General features: G+C 72.3%; 18 protein-coding genes. 8 read left to right on the top strand and 10 right to left on the bottom strand.

All coding sequences use genetic code 11. From position 1 onward, the window contains the following. Positions 1-167 precede the first annotated feature (167 nt). Positions 168-806, bottom strand: coding sequence for an NAD(P)H-binding protein (locus ACFWGP_RS06000; protein WP_376930373.1), 639 nt, complete (start codon positions 804-806; stop codon positions 168-170). A gap of 66 nt (positions 807-872) precedes the next feature. Between ACFWGP_RS06000 and ACFWGP_RS05995 the strand changes: the two genes are divergently transcribed. Beyond that, on the top strand, positions 873-1,364 hold the full coding sequence (locus ACFWGP_RS05995; RefSeq protein ID WP_231431825.1) for an NUDIX domain-containing protein: 492 nt from the start codon (positions 873-875) through the stop codon (positions 1,362-1,364). Positions 1,365-1,427: 63 nt separating this feature from the next. On the opposite strand, the gene ACFWGP_RS05990 is transcribed toward ACFWGP_RS05995, so the two are convergent. Continuing rightward, positions 1,428-2,123 carry an NAD-dependent deacylase gene (locus ACFWGP_RS05990; protein WP_231431826.1) on the bottom strand — a complete coding sequence of 232 codons (696 nt, stop codon included), beginning with the start codon at positions 2,121-2,123 and terminating at the stop codon, positions 1,428-1,430. Positions 2,124-2,178: 55 nt separating this feature from the next. On the opposite strand from ACFWGP_RS05990, the gene ACFWGP_RS05985 reads away from it, so the two are divergent. Together ACFWGP_RS05985 and ACFWGP_RS05980 are read left to right on the top strand one after the other, a co-directional pair. Next, the gene (locus ACFWGP_RS05985) at positions 2,179-3,066 is read left to right on the top strand and encodes a transposase (RefSeq protein WP_376930372.1); all 888 of its coding nucleotides are present in this window, start codon (positions 2,179-2,181) and stop codon (positions 3,064-3,066) included. Between the two features lie 9 nt (positions 3,067-3,075). Further along, positions 3,076-4,152: a trans-sulfuration enzyme family protein gene (locus tag ACFWGP_RS05980; protein ID WP_376930371.1), complete on the top strand. Its 1,077-nt coding sequence runs from the start codon at positions 3,076-3,078 to the stop codon at positions 4,150-4,152. On the opposite strand, the gene ACFWGP_RS05975 is transcribed toward ACFWGP_RS05980, so the two are convergent. Both ACFWGP_RS05975 and ACFWGP_RS05970 read right to left on the bottom strand, forming a co-directional pair. Continuing rightward, positions 4,149-4,979 carry an alpha/beta fold hydrolase gene (locus tag ACFWGP_RS05975; protein WP_275506432.1) on the bottom strand — a complete coding sequence of 277 codons (831 nt, stop codon included), beginning with the start codon at positions 4,977-4,979 and terminating at the stop codon, positions 4,149-4,151. The two genes, ACFWGP_RS05980 and ACFWGP_RS05975, sit on opposite strands and share 4 nt — an antisense overlap. 13 nt (positions 4,980-4,992) lie before the next feature. Beyond that, on the bottom strand, positions 4,993-5,439 hold the full coding sequence (locus tag ACFWGP_RS05970) for a hypothetical protein (RefSeq protein ID WP_376930370.1): 447 nt from the start codon (positions 5,437-5,439) through the stop codon (positions 4,993-4,995). A 105-nt stretch (positions 5,440-5,544) separates the two neighbouring features. Between ACFWGP_RS05970 and ACFWGP_RS05965 the strand changes: the two genes are divergently transcribed. Beyond that, on the top strand, positions 5,545-6,312 hold the full coding sequence (locus tag ACFWGP_RS05965) for an EI24 domain-containing protein (protein WP_376930369.1): 768 nt from the start codon (positions 5,545-5,547) through the stop codon (positions 6,310-6,312). On the opposite strand, the gene ACFWGP_RS05960 is transcribed toward ACFWGP_RS05965, so the two are convergent. Both ACFWGP_RS05960 and ACFWGP_RS05955 read right to left on the bottom strand, forming a co-directional pair. After that, a complete protein-coding gene (locus ACFWGP_RS05960) occupies positions 6,272-6,874 on the bottom strand; it encodes a class I SAM-dependent methyltransferase (RefSeq protein ID WP_231431832.1) in 603 nt (200 codons plus the stop codon). The two genes, ACFWGP_RS05965 and ACFWGP_RS05960, sit on opposite strands and share 41 nt — an antisense overlap. A 67-nt stretch (positions 6,875-6,941) precedes the next feature. Beyond that, positions 6,942-7,523 (bottom strand): TetR/AcrR family transcriptional regulator, encoded by a 582-nt coding sequence (locus tag ACFWGP_RS05955; RefSeq protein ID WP_231431833.1) that lies wholly within the window; start codon positions 7,521-7,523, stop codon positions 6,942-6,944. Positions 7,524-7,672: 149 nt separating this feature from the next. Between ACFWGP_RS05955 and ACFWGP_RS05950 the strand changes: the two genes are divergently transcribed. Continuing rightward, a complete protein-coding gene (locus ACFWGP_RS05950; RefSeq protein ID WP_376930368.1) occupies positions 7,673-8,521 on the top strand; it encodes an alpha/beta hydrolase in 849 nt (282 codons plus the stop codon). A 98-nt stretch (positions 8,522-8,619) separates the two neighbouring features. Here ACFWGP_RS05950 and ACFWGP_RS05945 read toward each other — a convergent pair whose 3' ends face one another. Further along, positions 8,620-9,786, bottom strand: coding sequence for an epoxide hydrolase family protein (locus tag ACFWGP_RS05945; protein WP_376930367.1), 1,167 nt, complete (start codon positions 9,784-9,786; stop codon positions 8,620-8,622). Positions 9,787-9,849: 63 nt separating this feature from the next. Here ACFWGP_RS05945 and ACFWGP_RS05940 point away from each other — a divergent pair, with 63 nt between their 5' ends. Next, positions 9,850-10,803, top strand: a complete 954-nt coding sequence (locus ACFWGP_RS05940; RefSeq protein WP_376930366.1) for a helix-turn-helix transcriptional regulator — start codon at positions 9,850-9,852, stop codon at positions 10,801-10,803. A gap of 24 nt (positions 10,804-10,827) precedes the next feature. On the opposite strand, the gene ACFWGP_RS05935 is transcribed toward ACFWGP_RS05940, so the two are convergent. After that, positions 10,828-11,355, bottom strand: coding sequence for a hypothetical protein (locus tag ACFWGP_RS05935; RefSeq protein WP_231431838.1), 528 nt, complete (start codon positions 11,353-11,355; stop codon positions 10,828-10,830). A gap of 33 nt (positions 11,356-11,388) precedes the next feature. Further along, the gene (locus ACFWGP_RS05930) at positions 11,389-12,180 is read right to left on the bottom strand and encodes a siderophore-interacting protein (protein WP_376930365.1); all 792 of its coding nucleotides are present in this window, start codon (positions 12,178-12,180) and stop codon (positions 11,389-11,391) included. Positions 12,181-12,404: 224 nt separating this feature from the next. Here ACFWGP_RS05930 and ACFWGP_RS05925 point away from each other — a divergent pair, with 224 nt between their 5' ends. After that, positions 12,405-14,303 carry a choice-of-anchor A family protein gene (locus ACFWGP_RS05925; RefSeq protein WP_376930364.1) on the top strand — a complete coding sequence of 633 codons (1,899 nt, stop codon included), beginning with the start codon at positions 12,405-12,407 and terminating at the stop codon, positions 14,301-14,303. Positions 14,304-14,334: 31 nt separating this feature from the next. After that, a complete protein-coding gene (locus ACFWGP_RS05920; RefSeq protein WP_376930363.1) occupies positions 14,335-14,544 on the top strand; it encodes a hypothetical protein in 210 nt (69 codons plus the stop codon). Positions 14,545-14,940: 396 nt separating this feature from the next. On the opposite strand, the gene ACFWGP_RS05915 is transcribed toward ACFWGP_RS05920, so the two are convergent. Continuing rightward, positions 14,941-15,495, bottom strand: a complete 555-nt coding sequence (locus ACFWGP_RS05915; RefSeq protein ID WP_275506425.1) for a TetR/AcrR family transcriptional regulator — start codon at positions 15,493-15,495, stop codon at positions 14,941-14,943. Positions 15,496-15,545: the final 50 nt, after the last annotated feature.

Genomic DNA, 15,545 nt, shown 5'->3' with positions numbered 1-15,545 from the left:
AATGGGTGCCACTGGACTCGGAGGTGGGCGATGTCGGTCGAACAGATGCTGTGGTCGGTGCTCGGAGCGATTGCGGTGGTCGGCGGAATCGGGTTGCTCGCCGCGCTCTGGGCGCTCGTGCGCCGGCCGCGCCAGCAGTAGTCGCGCGGTCGTCACCGGCGCCGCGCTCAGCGGACGGCTTCGGCGATCGGCGTCGCGCCGGCATTGAAGCGGATCGTGCGACGAATCGTCGCGGGCTCGAGGAGCACGGCGGCCGCGACCGCTGCGACGTCGGCCCGGTCGACGGTCAGGCTCTCGGACGCCTCGGCGTCGATGCCGCCCGTGCCGTCGCCGTCGGTGAGCCGGCTCGGCCCGAGGATGGTCCAGTCGAGCGTCGTCGTCGCGAGGTGCTCGTCGGCCGCGGCCTTCGCCTCCGCGTAGGCGTGGAAGGAGTCGCCCGCGGGCACCGAGTGATCGGGCGACCGAAAGTACGAGACCATCACGTACCTGCGCACACCGGCGGCGTCGGCCGCGGCCATCGAGTGCAGCGCGGCGTCGCGATCGACCGCGTACGTGCGCCGCGGATCGCCGCCGCCCGCACCCGCCGACCAGACGACGGCGTCGTGCCCGCGCAGCAGCGCGGTCAGGCCGTCGACGTCGAGGGCCTCGATGTCGGCCACGACGGGCGTCGCGCCGGTCGCTGCGACGTCGTCGGCGTGCTCCGGGTTGCGGATGACGGCGTCGACCTCGTCGCCGCGCTCGGCGAGCAGGCGTTCGAGGTGCAGGGCGACCTTGCCGTGACCGCCGATGAGTACGATGCGTGCCATGGGCGACTCCTTCGCGTGTCCCGATCCACGCTACCCGTCGGGTGCGACCGTGCAAGGTGCGCGATCATGCCGGTGACGAGTGCGGGGCTGCTGCTGCATCGCGACCTCGGTGCGGGTGTCGAGGTCTTCATCGCGCACATGGGCGGCCCGTTCTGGGCGCGCAAGCACGAAGGCGCGTGGACGGTGCCGAAGGGCGAGTACGAGGCCGTGGCCGAGCACCCGCTGCTCGCCGCCCGGCGCGAGTTCGGCGAGGAGATCGGCGTCGCGCCACCCGAGCTCGACTACGCCGACCTCGGCGAGTTCCGCTACGCATCGGGCAAGCTGATCCGCGTGTTCACGGGCGAGGCTCCCGACTTCGACGTCGCCGTCGTCGCGAGCAACACGTTCGAGCTCGAGTGGCCGCCCCGCTCGGGCCGCGTGCAGGCGTTCCCCGAGGTCGATGACGCGCGCTGGGTGGCGATCGACGAGGCACGGACGCTCGTGACCAAAGGGCAGGTGCAGGTGCTCGCCGCGCTCGAGACGCGGCTCGCGGCGTCGCCGCCCCGGTCGGTCGAGTAGGCGCGCGGCGTCGTCTCGAGACCGTGGACGCTTCGGGGCGGGTGTCGCGAGACGCGCGTCGTACTACCCGACCGACCGGTGCACCTCGTCGCACCACTCGGGCACGACTTCGCTCGCGGGCCCGTGCCGTACGGCGTCGAACAGCGGGGTGATCTCGCTCGACGCGAGATTGAGCTCGACCGTCTGCGCACCGTGCTCGGCCGCGGTGACGACGAATCCGGCCGCCGGGTACACGGCGCCCGATGTTCCGATCGCGGCGAACACGTGGCACGCGGCGAGCGCCGCCTCGATCTCGTCGAGGCCGTAGGGCATCTCGCCGAACCAGACGACGTCGGGGCGAAGCATCCGCTCGCCGCACGACGGGCAGGCCGGCCGACCGACGAGGTCGCCGGGCACCGGCGACCGTGTCCCGCATCCGGTGCAACGCGCGAGCGCCAGCTCGCCGTGCATGTGCAGCACCCGCTGCGAGCCCGCCTGCTCGTGCAGGTCGTCGATGTTCTGGGTGACCACGAGCAGGTCGTCGCCGAGCGCCTCCTCGAGGCGGGCGAGCGCCCGGTGCGCCGGGTTCGGCTCGGCGAGCGCGACCGCGTGCCGCCTCGCGTCGTAGAAGCGCTGCACAGTCTCGGGGTCGCGCTCGAAGGCCTCGGGCGTCGCGACGTCCTCGACCCGGTGCCCCTCCCACAGGCCGCCGGCATCGCGGAAGGTGGGCACCCCGCTCTCGGCCGAGATGCCGGCCCCGGTCAGCACGACGACCCGCATGCCTCCATGAGACCACGGGCTGTCGGAATCGCGCACGATCTTGCAGGATGGCCGTATGCCGGCCGATGCGCTCATCGACGAGGCGGGAGCGCTGTACGCGCTCCGCCCCGAGGAGTTCACGGCCGCCCGCAACGCCCGCGCTCGCGAGCTGCGCGACGACGATCGCGAGCTCGCCGACGCCGTGGCGGCGCTGCGGCGCCCCTCCCCCACGGCCTGGCTCGCGAACCAGCTCGTGCGACACCGCGCCGACGAGGTCGAGGCGCTGTTCGAGCTCGGCGACGAGCTGCGCGAGGCGCAGGACGGGTTCGACGCGGCGGCGCTCGCCCGCTTCGCGAAGGAACGGCGCCGACTCGTCTCGGCCCTCGCGCAGGAGGCGGGCGGACTCGCCGAGGAGCTCGGCGCCCCGGTGCGCCAGCCCGTGCTCGACGAACTCGCCCAGACGCTGCAAGCCGGCATGGCGGATGCCTCGGCCGCCGACGCCGTGCGCAGCGGCCGGCTCGTGCGCAGCCTCGAGGCGGTGGGCGTCGACGTGGACCTCGACGGCGCTGTGGCGGGCGGACCGGACGGGGCGAGGCCGGCGAAGCGGTCCGCACGCTCGAAGGGGGCCGGGCGCACCGAGGCCGACGCCGCGCGTGAGCGGGAGGAACGCGAGCAGCAGGAGCGCCGGGAACGCGAGCGCGCGGCATCAGCCGCCGAGGAGCACGCCGCCGAGGCATCCGCCGCCCTCGACGACCTCGAGAGCGAACTCGCGGCGCTCGACGAGCGCATCGACGCCGACGCCGCCCGGCGCGACGAGCTCGACGAGGAGCTGCGCGGTCTCGAGGAGCGTCTCGCCGAGGGCGGTCGTGAGCGGCGGAGGCTCGCGCGCGATCGCGACCGGGCGGCGCGGGTCGCCGAGTCGGCACGTGACGAGGCCGCCGCGGCGCGCGACGCGCTCGACTAGCCTTTCGGCATGCACGAGGCCGCCCACTCAGAACTCCATCCCGACACCCTCGCCGTCGTCGCCGGTCGCCCCGCGCACGCGCCTGACGCGCCGATGAACGTGCCGGTGCACCTGACCTCGACGTACGTCGCCGGCGGCGACCTCGAGTACGGGCGCTACGGCAACCCGAGCTGGACGGCGTTCGAGGACGTCCTCGGCGCGCTCGAGGGCGGGCGGTGCGTGTCGTTCTCCTCCGGCATGGCCGCGATCTCGGCCGTGCTCGACCTCGTCGAGCCGGGTGGGCTCGTCGTGGCGCCGCGGCACTCGTACACGGGCACCGTCGCCGTGCTCGAGGAACGCGCGGGCCTGGGGCGCCTGCGTGTCGAGTTCGTCGACATCGCCGACACGGCTGCGGTGGCCGCGGCGAGCGAGGGCGCGGCGCTCGTGTGGTTCGAGACGCCGACGAACCCGGCCCTCGAGGTCGCGGACATCGCCGCGATCTCGGCCGCCGCGCACCTGCACGGGGCGCTCGTCGCCGTCGACAACACGTTCGCGACGCCCCTGCTCCAGCGTCCGCTCGCGCTCGGCGCCGACCTCGTCGTGCACTCGGCGACGAAGTACCTCTCGGGCCACAGCGACGTGCTGATGGGGGCCGTGGTGACCGCGTCCGACGAGCGCGCCGACTCGATCCTGCAGCGGCGCACGCTCGCCGGGGCCGTCCCCGCGCCGCTCGAGGCGTTCCTCGCGCTGCGCGGGATGCGGACGCTCGCCGTGCGACTCGAGCGCGCGCAGGCGAACGCGCAGGAGCTCGTGCGTCGCCTCGACGGCCACGCCGCGCTCGAGGAGGTGCGCTACCCGGGTTTCGGCGCGGTCGTCTCGATCGTCGTGCGCGGCGGCGCCGCGCCGGCCGATGCGCTCGTCGGGCGCACGAGACTGTGGGTGCACGCGACGAGCCTCGGCGGGGTCGAGTCGACGTTCGAGCGTCGCCGGCGCTGGCCGGCCGAGCAGCCCACCATTCCCGACGGGCTCGTGCGGCTGTCGGTCGGCATCGAACAGGTCGACGACCTCTGGCGCGACCTCGCGGGCGCGCTCGACGCGATCGCCTAGAGCCGCTCGAGCAGCCAGTCCATCGCGTCGGGCACCGTGTCGAGCACGGAGACGTGCCCGTCGTCGAGGCGCATCCACAGCGAGGCGTTCGGCAGGCGGCCGAGCATCCACGCCGCATGCGTGCGCGGCACGATGCGATCGCCCTCGCCCTGCACGAGCAGCACGGGCGCCGCCACCCGCTCGAGTTCGAAACCCCACGGCTTCGCGAAGGCGACATCGTCGTCGACGAGCCCGTCGGGGCCGTCGCGCCCGGCTCGAGCCGAATCGGAACCGAGATCGGCCCACGTCCCCTCGAGCGCGGCGAGGTCGACCGGCAGGAAGACGTCGGGGTCGAACTCGTCGGTCTCGGCGAACGCCGCCCGGGCGGCCCGGCCCGCGCGGGCGGCGCGGAGCGCCCCGGGCGCCCGCATGCCGCCGAACCAGTCGAAGGCCTCGGTGTACGGCGCGACGCCGGCGAGCGTGACGACGCCGATCACGCGATCGGGTGCGAGCGCAGCCCCGGCGAGGGCGTGCGGGCCGCCACCCGAGGCGCCCATGGCGGCGAAGCCCTCGACGCCGAGCGCGTCGGCGACCGCGACCGCGTCGGTTGCGGCCGATGCGACGTCGCGCCCCGGGTTCGGCGTAGAGCCCCCGTAGCCCGGCCGTCCGTACGAGATGAGCCGGATGCCTCGCGCCGTCGCCGCTGCGAGCACCGCGCCGAGCGGCGCCCCGGTCTGGGGCGAGCCGTGGTGCCACATGAGGGTGAGTCTCGCCGAGGCATCCGCCCCCGAGTCGTAGGCATGCAGGACGCGCCCGTCGTCGAGCCCGACCTCGTGTTCGGTGACCATGCGCGTCATGTCGTCAACGACCGTCGGCCCGCACCGGAGGCAGTTCGACGGAGACGACGTCGCCGACCTGCTCGTCGCCGGCGACCGCGGCGGGTTCGAGGGTGGCGGTGAGGCCCGACGAGATGCTGACCTTCACGGGCAGTCCCCCGCACCCGGACGACCAGTCGGTCTCGCTCAGGATGATCAGGCACGTGGTCCGCTCCTGCGGGTCCTCGGCAGCGTAGTAGACGGTGCCGATGGAGTCTTCCCCGACCCGACGGACCGTGTCGCGATCGATCGTGTCCTGGAAGTCCACGAACGCGGGCGGCAGGTCGCTCGACCGCTGTTCGCGGTCGAACACGGGCAGGTCGTTCACCGAGGGCGTGCATCCGGCGAGCACCGCGAGCGCCGACAGCACCGCGGCCGCCCCGGCGCATCGGCGGGCGGCATCTCGCGTACGCACCCGCCACGGATCGGACATGCGACCTCGCTTCGACTCGCCGGCACCTGTCGCGCGAGTCTTGCAGGATCCGACGGCGTGCGCAATGGCTCGGGAGGGGCCGAGGCGCACGCCTAGGCTGGGCGGGTGATCGGCGGATTCCTCTCGGGCGTGCGGATGCTCGCGCGCGGCTTCGCGTTCTGGTCGAAGCGGCCGGGCATCATGTTCCTCGGCCTGATTCCCGCCGCGATCGTGTTCGTCGTGGTCGTCGCCGGGCTCGTCGGCCTCGGATTCGGACTGCCGTCCATCACCGACTGGCTCACGCCGTTCGCCGACGACTGGGTCGACCCCTGGCCGGGCATCGTGCGGGGCGTGCTCGGCACGGTCGTCTTCGCGGCCGCCGTGGTGCTGGCCGCGGTCACGTTCACGGCCGTCACGCTCGCGGTCGGCGACCCGTTCTACGAACGCATCTGGCGCGCGGTCGAGACCGACCTCGGCGGCCCCGTTCCCGAGCAGGGCGCGGGGTTCTGGCGCGCGGTCGGCGACTCCCTCGCGCTCATCGGGTTCGGCGCGCTCATCGCGATCGGCGTCGGGCTCGTGGGCTTCGTGCCGCTCGTCGGCGCGGTCGTCGGCCCGGTGCTGGGCGTCGTGCTCTCCGGACGGCTGCTCGCCGCCGAGCTCGTGTCGCGCGCCTTCGCGGCGCGGGACCTGCACGGGGCCGACCGCCGCAGGCTGCTGCGCGGGCATCGCGGGGCCATGTTCGGCTTCGGCGTCGCGACCCAGCTCTGCTTCATGGTGCCGCTCGGGGCGGTGTTCACGATGCCGGCCGCGGTGGCCGGGTCGACGATGCTCGCGCGGGCGGCGCTCGACGGGGTTACGTCGTCGTTCGATCCGGCGCACGCCCCTCGAACATGAGGATCGGCACGGGGCCGAACGGCAGCGACTTCGCACGCATCCGTCGCACGTCGGTGCCGATGAACCCCGCGTCGAGGAGCGCTCGCTCGGTCTCGCGATCCCAATGGCAGCCGTGGCACCACCGCTTGGAGATCGGCGTCGCGACGCGCTGCACCGCCCGCTTCAGCGTTCGGGGCGGCGCGGCGACGTGGTCGACGAAGACCACCAGGCCGCCGGGCACGAGCACCCGTCGCACCTCGGCGAGCGCGGCGGCCTGATCGGCCACCGAGCAGAGCACGTAGGTGCCGACGACGGCGTCGACCGAGTGGTCGGGCAGCGGAATCGCCTCGGCGACCGCGCCGAGCGGCTCGGCGGTGTGACGCCACTCGCGCGCCCGCGTCGCGAGCTCCGCGCGACGGTCGGCGTCGGGCTCCAAGCCGATCCACTCGACATCGAGGTCGAACGCCCCGAAGTTCTCGCCCTCGCCCGCACCGATCTCGAGCACGCGCCCGCGCACGCGGCCGAGCAGTTCGCGCTCGAGGTCGTCGATCGCGTCGCGATCGACCGGTCGGGCTGAGGTCATTCCGGCACGCTACCGCGCTTCGGCGACGCTGTCATCGACCTCGCGAAGCGGGGGATGCCTCGGGGAGTCAGCGATCGAGACCGGCGGTGCGCGTCGCCGCGGCGATGAACGAGGGACGGACTCGCTCCCACCCGTCGAGGTAGCCGCCGACCATCGCCGCGTCGCGCAGCAGCACGAGCTGACCGGCCGTCGCCCCTGGGTCGTCGGCCTCGGCCGCGCCGAGCACCTTCTCGAGTTCGGACCGGAACCACTCGCGGTGCTCGGCGACGGCGCGCCGCACGCCGCTCTCGGGGTCGGGGTACTCGGCTGCGGCGTTGATGAACGGGCAACCGCGCGTGTGATGCCGTGCGACGTCGTCGGCGAGCCCCTCGATCACGAGTCCGACGAGCTGCCCCGGCTCGGCTCCCGACGCCTCCGCCGCGTCGAACGCTCCTCGGATGTTCGCGTCCTCGACGCCGAGGTAGGCCTCGACGAGATCCTCCTTGCTCGGGAAGTGACGGTAGAACGTCGCGCGGGTGACGCCCGCCTCGGCGATGATGCGGTCGACGCCGACCGCGTGGATGCCCTCGCGGTAGAAGAGCTCCGACGCGGTCTGCAGCAGTCGTTCGCGCGCTGCGGAGGCGCCCGTGGAAGTGGTTCGTGCGGCCATATCAAAGATGATAGAACGATCTTTCTCTTTTTGCTTGACATCCGTTCCGCCGTGGGCGTACATTCTGGGAATACAAAGAGATAGAACGATCGTTCTACTTCACAGATCACGAAGCGGTCACCGATCGCCCACCAGAAGGAGCAGGAACCATGAACACCACCGGCGCGAACAACAGCAAGGCCACCATCGTGCTCGTCCACGGACTCTGGATGACCCCGAAGAGCTGGGACACCTGGGCCGAGTACTTCCGGGCCCGCGGCCACGAGGTCATCGTCCCGGGGTGGCCCGGCATCGACGACCGCGACGTCGCCGACATCCGCTCGAACCCCGAGGCGCTGAAGGGCATCGGCCTGAAGCAGATCGCCGACCACTACGAGCGCATCATCCGCACCCTCCCCGAGAAGCCGATCATCATGGGCCACTCCTTCGGCGGCGTGATCACCCAGATGCTCGCCGACCGCGGCCTCGGCGCCGCCTACGTGGGCGTCGAGCCCGGGCAGACCGCCGGCATCACGACGCTGCCCCCGTCGACCCTGCGCACGGGCTTCCCGATCCTCGCGAACCCGTTCGACCGCAACGGCGCGAAGCCCCTCTCGAAGGCTCACTTCCACTTCACCTTCGGCAACGACCTCGCCCGCGAGGCATCCGACCGCCTGTGGGAGGAGTTCGCGGTGAACTCGTACAACCGCGTCTTCTTCGAGGGCGTCGCCTCGACGATCAACGAGAAGGGCGGCGTGACCCACGTCGACTACGCGAAGCCCGACCGCGCCCCGCTGCTCGTCATCACCGGCGAGATCGACCACGTCGTGCCGCCGGCGATCGGCCGGGCGATCGTCAAGAAGTACACGCAGACCGGCAGCCCGTCGGTCGTGGAGTACCGCGAGTTCGCGGGCCGCACGCACCGCATCGTCAGCCAGGACGGCTGGGAGGAGGTCGCCGAGTTCGCGCTGAACTGGGCGACCGAGCACGCGCAGGCGACGCAGGGGCAGGTCGCCTGACCGAACAGCCCGCACGTCGCGCGGAAGGCGCGGACCCGCATGGGTCCGCGCCTTCGCCGTATTCGACGACGCTCGCACCGACGGTGCCTGCAACGTGTTCAGGCCGCGGAGCGCAGCCCCGCGAAGAACTCCCGGATGTCTCCGACGACGAGCTCGGGCACCTCGAGCGCCGCGAAGTGCCCGCCGCGGTCGAAGCGACTCCAGTGCACGATGTTCGAGTTGTCGCGCTCGGCGAAGACCCTGATCGTCTGGAAGTCGTCGGCGAACACGGCGACCCCGGTGGGCGCCGCGTTCACGGCGGGGGTCTCCCCCGCCGCGGCCGCCGCTGCAGCCGCACGGGCGTCCTCGAGGTACATGCGGCTCATTCCCGCTGCGGCGTTCGCGAACCAGTTGACGCTGACCTCGGTGAGGATCGCGTCGAGCGGCACGAGCGACGTGCCGTTGCCGAAGGAGTTGAAGAGCTCGCTGTAGGCGAGCAGCCCGACCGGCGAGTCGCTGAGCCCGACCGCGACGGTCTGCGGACGGCTCGCATTCATGGTGTTGTAGCCGCCGACCGACTGGAACCACTGCATGTGCTCGAGGCCCGCGTAGTCCTGCGGCTCGAGCCGTTCGAACTCGGCGGGGTCGCCCGAGGGGAACGAGAAGAGCTGCAGCACGTGGAGCCCGAGGAAGCCGTCTGGGTTCAGCAGGCCGAGCTCGCGGGCGACGAGCGCGCCGTTGTCGGAGCCGTGGATGCCGTACTCGTCGTACCCGAGCCGGCGCATGAGCTCGTCGTAGGCGCGGGCCACGCGGGCAGTGGTCCAACCGGCCCCGACCGGGTTCGAGGAGCCGAAGCCCGGGGCGTCGGGCACCACGACGTCGAACGCGTCCTCGGCGCGGCCGCCGTGCGCGACCGGGTCGACGAGCGGACCGATGAGGTCGAGGTAGTCGACCGACGAGCCGGGGTAGGTGTGCGCGAGCAGCAGCGGCGTCGCGCCCGGGTGCGGCGAGCGCACGTGGATGAAGTGGATCGGCTGCTCGTCGACCTCGGTGATGAAGTGCGGCACCGCGTTGATGCGGGCCTCGACGGCGCGCCAGTCGAGTTCGCGCCAGCGGTCCACGGCCTCGCGGAGATAGGAGTTCGGCGTGCCGGCATCCCAGTCGTCGACCGGGGCGGGCTGGGGCAGCCGGGTGCGCGCGAGGCGCTCGCGCAGGTCGTCGAGTTCGGCCTCGGCGACCTCGATGCGGAAGGGGCGGATGGCGGTGGAAGCGCTGGTCGTGTTCATGTCTTCGACGGTACGGTCGATATAGGCATGATTCGTTCCTAATCCGGAAGGAAGATCGACGCGATGACCGACACCGCCGCGCGCCTCCTCGCCCTGCTCTCGCTGCTGCAGTCTCGCCCCGACTGGAGCGGGTCCGAGCTCGCCCGGCGCCTCGACGTCACGCCGCGCACCATCCGCAACGACATCGATCGCCTCCGCGAGCTCGGCTACCCCGTCGACGCGACCCGCGGCGCGGCCGGCGGCTACCGGCTCGGCGCCGGCGGCAAGCTGCCGCCGCTGCTGCTCGACGACGAGGAGGCGATCGCGGTCGCGGTCGGCCTGCGCGCCGCCACCGGCGTCGCCGGCATCGAGGAATCGAGCGGGCGGGCGCTCGCGAAGCTCGAGCAGGTGCTGCCCGCCAGGCTGCGGCCGACCGTCGCCGCCCTGCACGGAACGGTCGATCGCGCCCCCGAGAACACGGGGACCGACGCCCCCGACCCCGAGGTCGACCCCGCAGTGCTGCAGGCCGTCGCCGCCGCGATCCGCGACGTCGAGTGGCTCCGCTTCGACTTCAAGGGCGAACCCGTGCTCGTCGAGCCCTATCGGCTGCTGAGCTGGCAGCGACGCTGGCACCTGATCGCACGCGACCCGCGCAGCAGCGAGTGGGGCACCTACCGGGTCGACTGGATCGAGCCCCGCATGCCGACCCGGCGGCGATTCGATCCGCAGCCGGTGCCGGGCGGCGACCCGACGGCCTTCGCGATGCGCACGATCGCGACGACGGGCTGGAACGTGCACGCCCGTCTGCACATCGCCGCGTCCGCCGAGGCCGTGCTCGATCGCATCAATCCCGCGGTCGGCGCCGTCGAACCGGTCGACGACGGCACCTCGGTCCTGATGACGGGTGCCGACAGCCTCGAGACCATCGCGGCGTACATCGGCATGCTCGGCATGGACTTCACGGTCGAGTCGCCCGCCGAACTCCGTTCGGTGCTGCGCACCTACTCCGAGCGGTACGCCCGAGCCGCTTCCGGTTGAATCGCCGGGGCATCGGGCTCGTGCTCACCCGAGTCCGACGCGGTCGGGCACCGCGGCGGCGACCGTGGGCAGCCAGGTGCCGACCTCCGGCCACGCCCGCGCGGCGGGCAACCGGCGCAGCAGCTGCGCGAGCGAGGCGTCGGCATCGGGCCACGGGATGACGCGACTGGGCGACGCGCTCGCGAGCACGCCGAGCCACCAGTGCTTCCACGTGACCGGCAGGTTCTCGGGGTGGATCACGACGTAGTAGTCGGGCACGCTGAGATCGTGCCGCCCTGCCGCCTCGAGCGCCCGGGCGATCTCGAGCTCGAGCACGCCGTAGGTCGAGAGGTCGTCGAAGAACTCCACCCAGGCCGCGGCGACGTGCGCGAGCGGGTCGTGGTCGTGCACGACGTACGGGGCATCGGAACCCGACGACCAACGGGCGACCTCGGCGTCGGAGGCATCGGGCAGCGATGCGGCCCGCACGTTCGCGAACCTCTCGAGCGCGTGGATGGCACTCGCCGTCTCATCTCCGACGACGACCAGCGTGGTGCTGGACGGAGCCTCCATCTTCGCAGTCTACGACCGCGGCGACCCGGCCGCTCAGCGGGCGCGCCAGTACCCGCAGAACGACACGTTCCGCTTCGGCACGCCGCGCTCGTTCACGAGGTGGCGGCGGGCGCCGGTCGCCAGCTTGGACTCGCCTGCGGCGAACGCGTAGACCCTGCCGTCGGGGAACGGCAACTCGCGCAGGTGCTCGAGGGCGGTGCGCCCGGCGGGCGCTTCGGGCCGGCGGATGACCCAGTGCACATCGAAGCCGGCCGGCGCATCGACGTGCTGGAAGTCGTCGGCGTCGGGGATCTCGACGATGGCGTGACCCCGGGTGTCGTGCGGAAGGTCGCGCAGGATGCCGAGCACCGCGGGCAGGGCGCTCTCGTCGCCGACGAGCAGCGTCCAGTCGGACTCGACCGGCTGGAAGCCGCAACCCTGGTCGATGAGCGCGACCCGCGCACCGACCGGCAGGTCGTTCGCCCAGGGCCCGGCCACACCGGCCTCGCCGTGCACGACGAAGTCGATGTCGATCTCCCCCGTCTCGGCGCGGAACTCGCGCACGGTGTAGTTGCGGATGACGGGTCGCGTCGCCTTCGGCAGCGTCAGGTAGCGGAGATAGCCGGCCATGTCGTACGTCTCGGCGAGGTTGTCGAAGCGGGTGTCGCCGGCGGTCGGCACCGCGAGCCGGAACCACTGGTCGAATCCGAGGTGGCGCCAGTCGGCGATCCCATCGCCCGCGACGGTCAGGCGCACGAAGTGCGGCGAGATTCGCGCCGCACTCACGACCTCGGCCTCGACGACGCCGCTCGATGCGTGCGTGATCGCGATGTTGCTGACTGCCACAGGGCCCTCCATGCTACTTAGGTAAACCTAACCTAACTGATGCGATCCGATCGCGCATCCCGCTCGACACGCCCCGACGGCCGGGCCTTCGAAAGGAAACCTGAAAAACTCGCGCGACCTGCGTCATGATTCGCCGCCGCCACCGTCTCTCTGTTCGAGTGGGATCATCGTGCGCCTGCACGACGCCGACTCATCCCCCGTCTGCAACACAGAGAGCCCGAGACGTGAAGCCCCAACGAATCCGACGCGCCCTCCGCACGGGCGCGACCATCGCAGCCGCCGGAAGCCTGGCCCTGATCGGCGCCGTGGCACTCGCCACCGCGGCGCCCGCCGCGCCTGCCAACGCCGCCGAACCGCTGCCGCTCTGCCCGCCCGACGGCGAAGCCCCGCCGATCGGCTCGGTGCCCACGTACACCGACTCGAATGTCGCGGTCTACGCCGGAGGCGACTTCCACGCGACCTCGAGCGCGGCCGAATCCGAGGGGCTCCTGCTCGTGCGCGGCAACGCGACCTTCGACAAGACGAGCGGCGGCGTGTTCAACGTCGGCGTGGTCGGCGCGGGCTCGGGCATCGTGCCGGCGGGCGGCGAGACCATGCTCGCGGTCGGCGGCGACCTCGTCGTCGGCGCGACGACGACGCTCGACGTCGGCGCGAACATCACCGGTGGCGGCGCCGTGAAGGTCGGCGGCACCTCGACCGGCACCGTCGTCACGAACGGCGGCGGCATCCAGACCGGCCTCGGCCAGGCCGCCGCGATGGACCCGAACGCCGACTTCCACACCGTCGTCGCCGACGCCTCGGCCGATCTCGCGGGCCACCCTGCCACCGGCACCACGCTCGTCTCGGGCAACCAGGTCGAGTTCGTCGGCACGCCCGGCGACGACCCGCAGGTCTTCACGCTCGACACCGGTGCGATCTCGGCGATCACCGAGATCACGTTCACCTCGGTGCCCACGGATGCGCCGATCGTCATCAACGTCACCGGCGGCGACGACGTGGCGTTCGCGCCGAACTACTTCGCGATCGACGGGGTGCGCGTCGACGACCTCACGAGCGCCGAGTTCGGCAACGCCGCATCGCGCATCCTCTGGAACTTCACCGACACGACGACGCTGCTCGTCGGCGGCACGAGCCAGGTCATGGGCTCGATCCTCGCGCCGAACGCCGACGCCGAGATCACAGCCTCGACCAACGGTCGCGTGCACGTCGGCGGCGACCTCACCACCCGCGGCGCGGGCAACGAGCTGCACAACTACCCCTGGACCGGCGGCGGCCCGCTCGGCTGCCAGAAGGTCGGCGGCTTCTCGGCCGCGAAGACCGTGTCCGGCCCCGAAGCCGGCGACGTGCCCGCCGAGACCGAGTTCACGCTCGCGTACTCGTACGACCTCGACGGCGAGACCGTCACCGACCAGCTCACCCTCCTCGCCGACGGCACGGTCGTCGACGGCCCGCAGGACCTGCCGGTCGGCACGATCGTCGACTTTGAGGAGGTCGACCTGCCCGCCGTCCCCGGTGTCGAATGGGGCACCCCGACGATCAGTCCCGAACAGGTCACGATCGCCGAGGGCGCGAACACGCTCGTGAGCGTCACGAACCGCGCCGGAGCCGACGTCGTCACGACGGCCGGCGGCTTCTCGGCCTCGAAGGAGATCGAGGGCGACGCGGCGGGCGATGTTCCCGCCGGCACGACCTTCACGCTCGCGTACTCGTACGACCTCGGCGGCGAGACCGTCGACGGAGCACTCTCGCTGCCGGCCGACGGCACGGTCGTGGACGGACCGCAGGACCTGCCCGTCGGCACGGTCGTCACGTTCGAAGAGGTCGACCTGCCCGCGATCGACGGCATCGAGTGGGGCACGCCCGAGCTCAGCGCTTCGACCGTCACGATCGCCGACGGCGAGAACGTCGAGGTCACGGTGACGAACACCGCCGCCGCGGTGACGCCGACGCCGTCGCCCGGGCCCGGCCCGTCGCCGAGCCCGTCGCCCTCCAGCCCGGCGACTCCGGGTGACGGCGACCTCGCCGAGACGGGCTTCGACGGCCTCGCGCCGCTGATCGCCGGCGGGCTCGCCCTGCTGGTCGGTGCCGCACTGTTCGTGGCCGCCCGCCGCCGGAAGGCCTGAGCAACGGGGTTCCGGCCCTGATCGAACGAGGATGCCTCGTGCCGCACCTGCGGCACGAGGCATCCTCGTTCTCGGGGTGGCGCCGCGCACGCTCTGCTCATCGCCGCTCGTCGCGCAGACGAGCAAGTCGACCTCTTCGGGCAGCGCGATCTGCGAGGTCTTCACGATCGGCCCCGAGGCGACCGCGTTGTCGACGTCGGAGCAGATCTCGAAGTGGATGTGCGGCCGGCGCCCCGAATAGCAGGCGGGGTAGATGGAGGTGGACCGCACGGTACCCGTCTCGTCGGTCGCCTGCACGCCGCGCAGGTAGTTCTCGTGCTCGACGCCCGGGGAGCACAACGAGTAGTTCCCGGCGCGATCGCCGTGCCAGAGGTAGACGCGGGCTCCGACGAGGGCAGCGTCGTGAGCCCGATGCCGCCGAAGATGCCGAGCGCGCGACGGCGATCGACGAGGGTGCGGATGTCGTGGACGAGGCCCCGGTGGTCCTCGTCGATCTCGTTGCCGTCGGCGTCGACCCAGCGGCGGTCGGCCTCGCGGGCGGTGTTCGTCGATCGGGCGTCGGTTCGGTCGGTCATGGCTGGCTCCTCACGTCGGCAGCGAGCATTGACCGGATGCCTCGCCTCGGGCTGTGCGACCGCTACGCCTCTGCCATGAGTGCGCGCACCGCCCGCTCGAGGAGGGGTCGCGCGTCGAGCACCGGGTCGACGGTGAGCCGGTGCAGGACCAGTCCGTCGCCGAGCGCCATGACGGTCTTCGTCGCGGTCGCCGGGTGCGGCATGCCGAAGCCGACCAGGAAGGCTTCCGTCCAGCGTTCGAACTCGAGTCGCTGCCGGCGCAGCGGGGCGCCGAGCTCGGGGTCGCTGCCGAGCTCGAGCCACAGCGAGTACCGCGCTCGGGTTCTCGCGGCGAGCGGTCCGGTCTGCAGGTCGAAGATCTGGCAGAGCCCCTCGACGAACTCGTCGGGGCTGCGGGGGGCCGGCGCGCCGGAGGAGTCGAAGTCGGCGCGCTCCTGCTCGGCGAGGTGGTCGACGCAGCCGGCGAGGAGCGACCTGCGGGTGCGAAACCAGTTCGAGGTGCTGCCGGCGGGGAGCCCGGCGGCCGCATCGACCCTGGCGTGGGTAAGCGCGCGCACCCCCTCGGTGCCGAGCAGCTCGATCGCCGCATCGAGGGCACGATCTCGGGTCGTGGGCATGTACACCTCGCTCGTTCGGGTCTACTATGAACATAGTCCTACTACGAACG

It is taken from the genome of Agromyces sp. NPDC127015, assembly GCF_042725165.1.
Taxonomy (GTDB): Bacteria; Actinomycetota; Actinomycetes; order Actinomycetales; family Microbacteriaceae; genus Agromyces; species Agromyces chromiiresistens.
The sequence above is the reverse complement of the archived record's forward strand: the minus strand, read 5'-3'. Positions and strand labels throughout refer to the sequence as shown.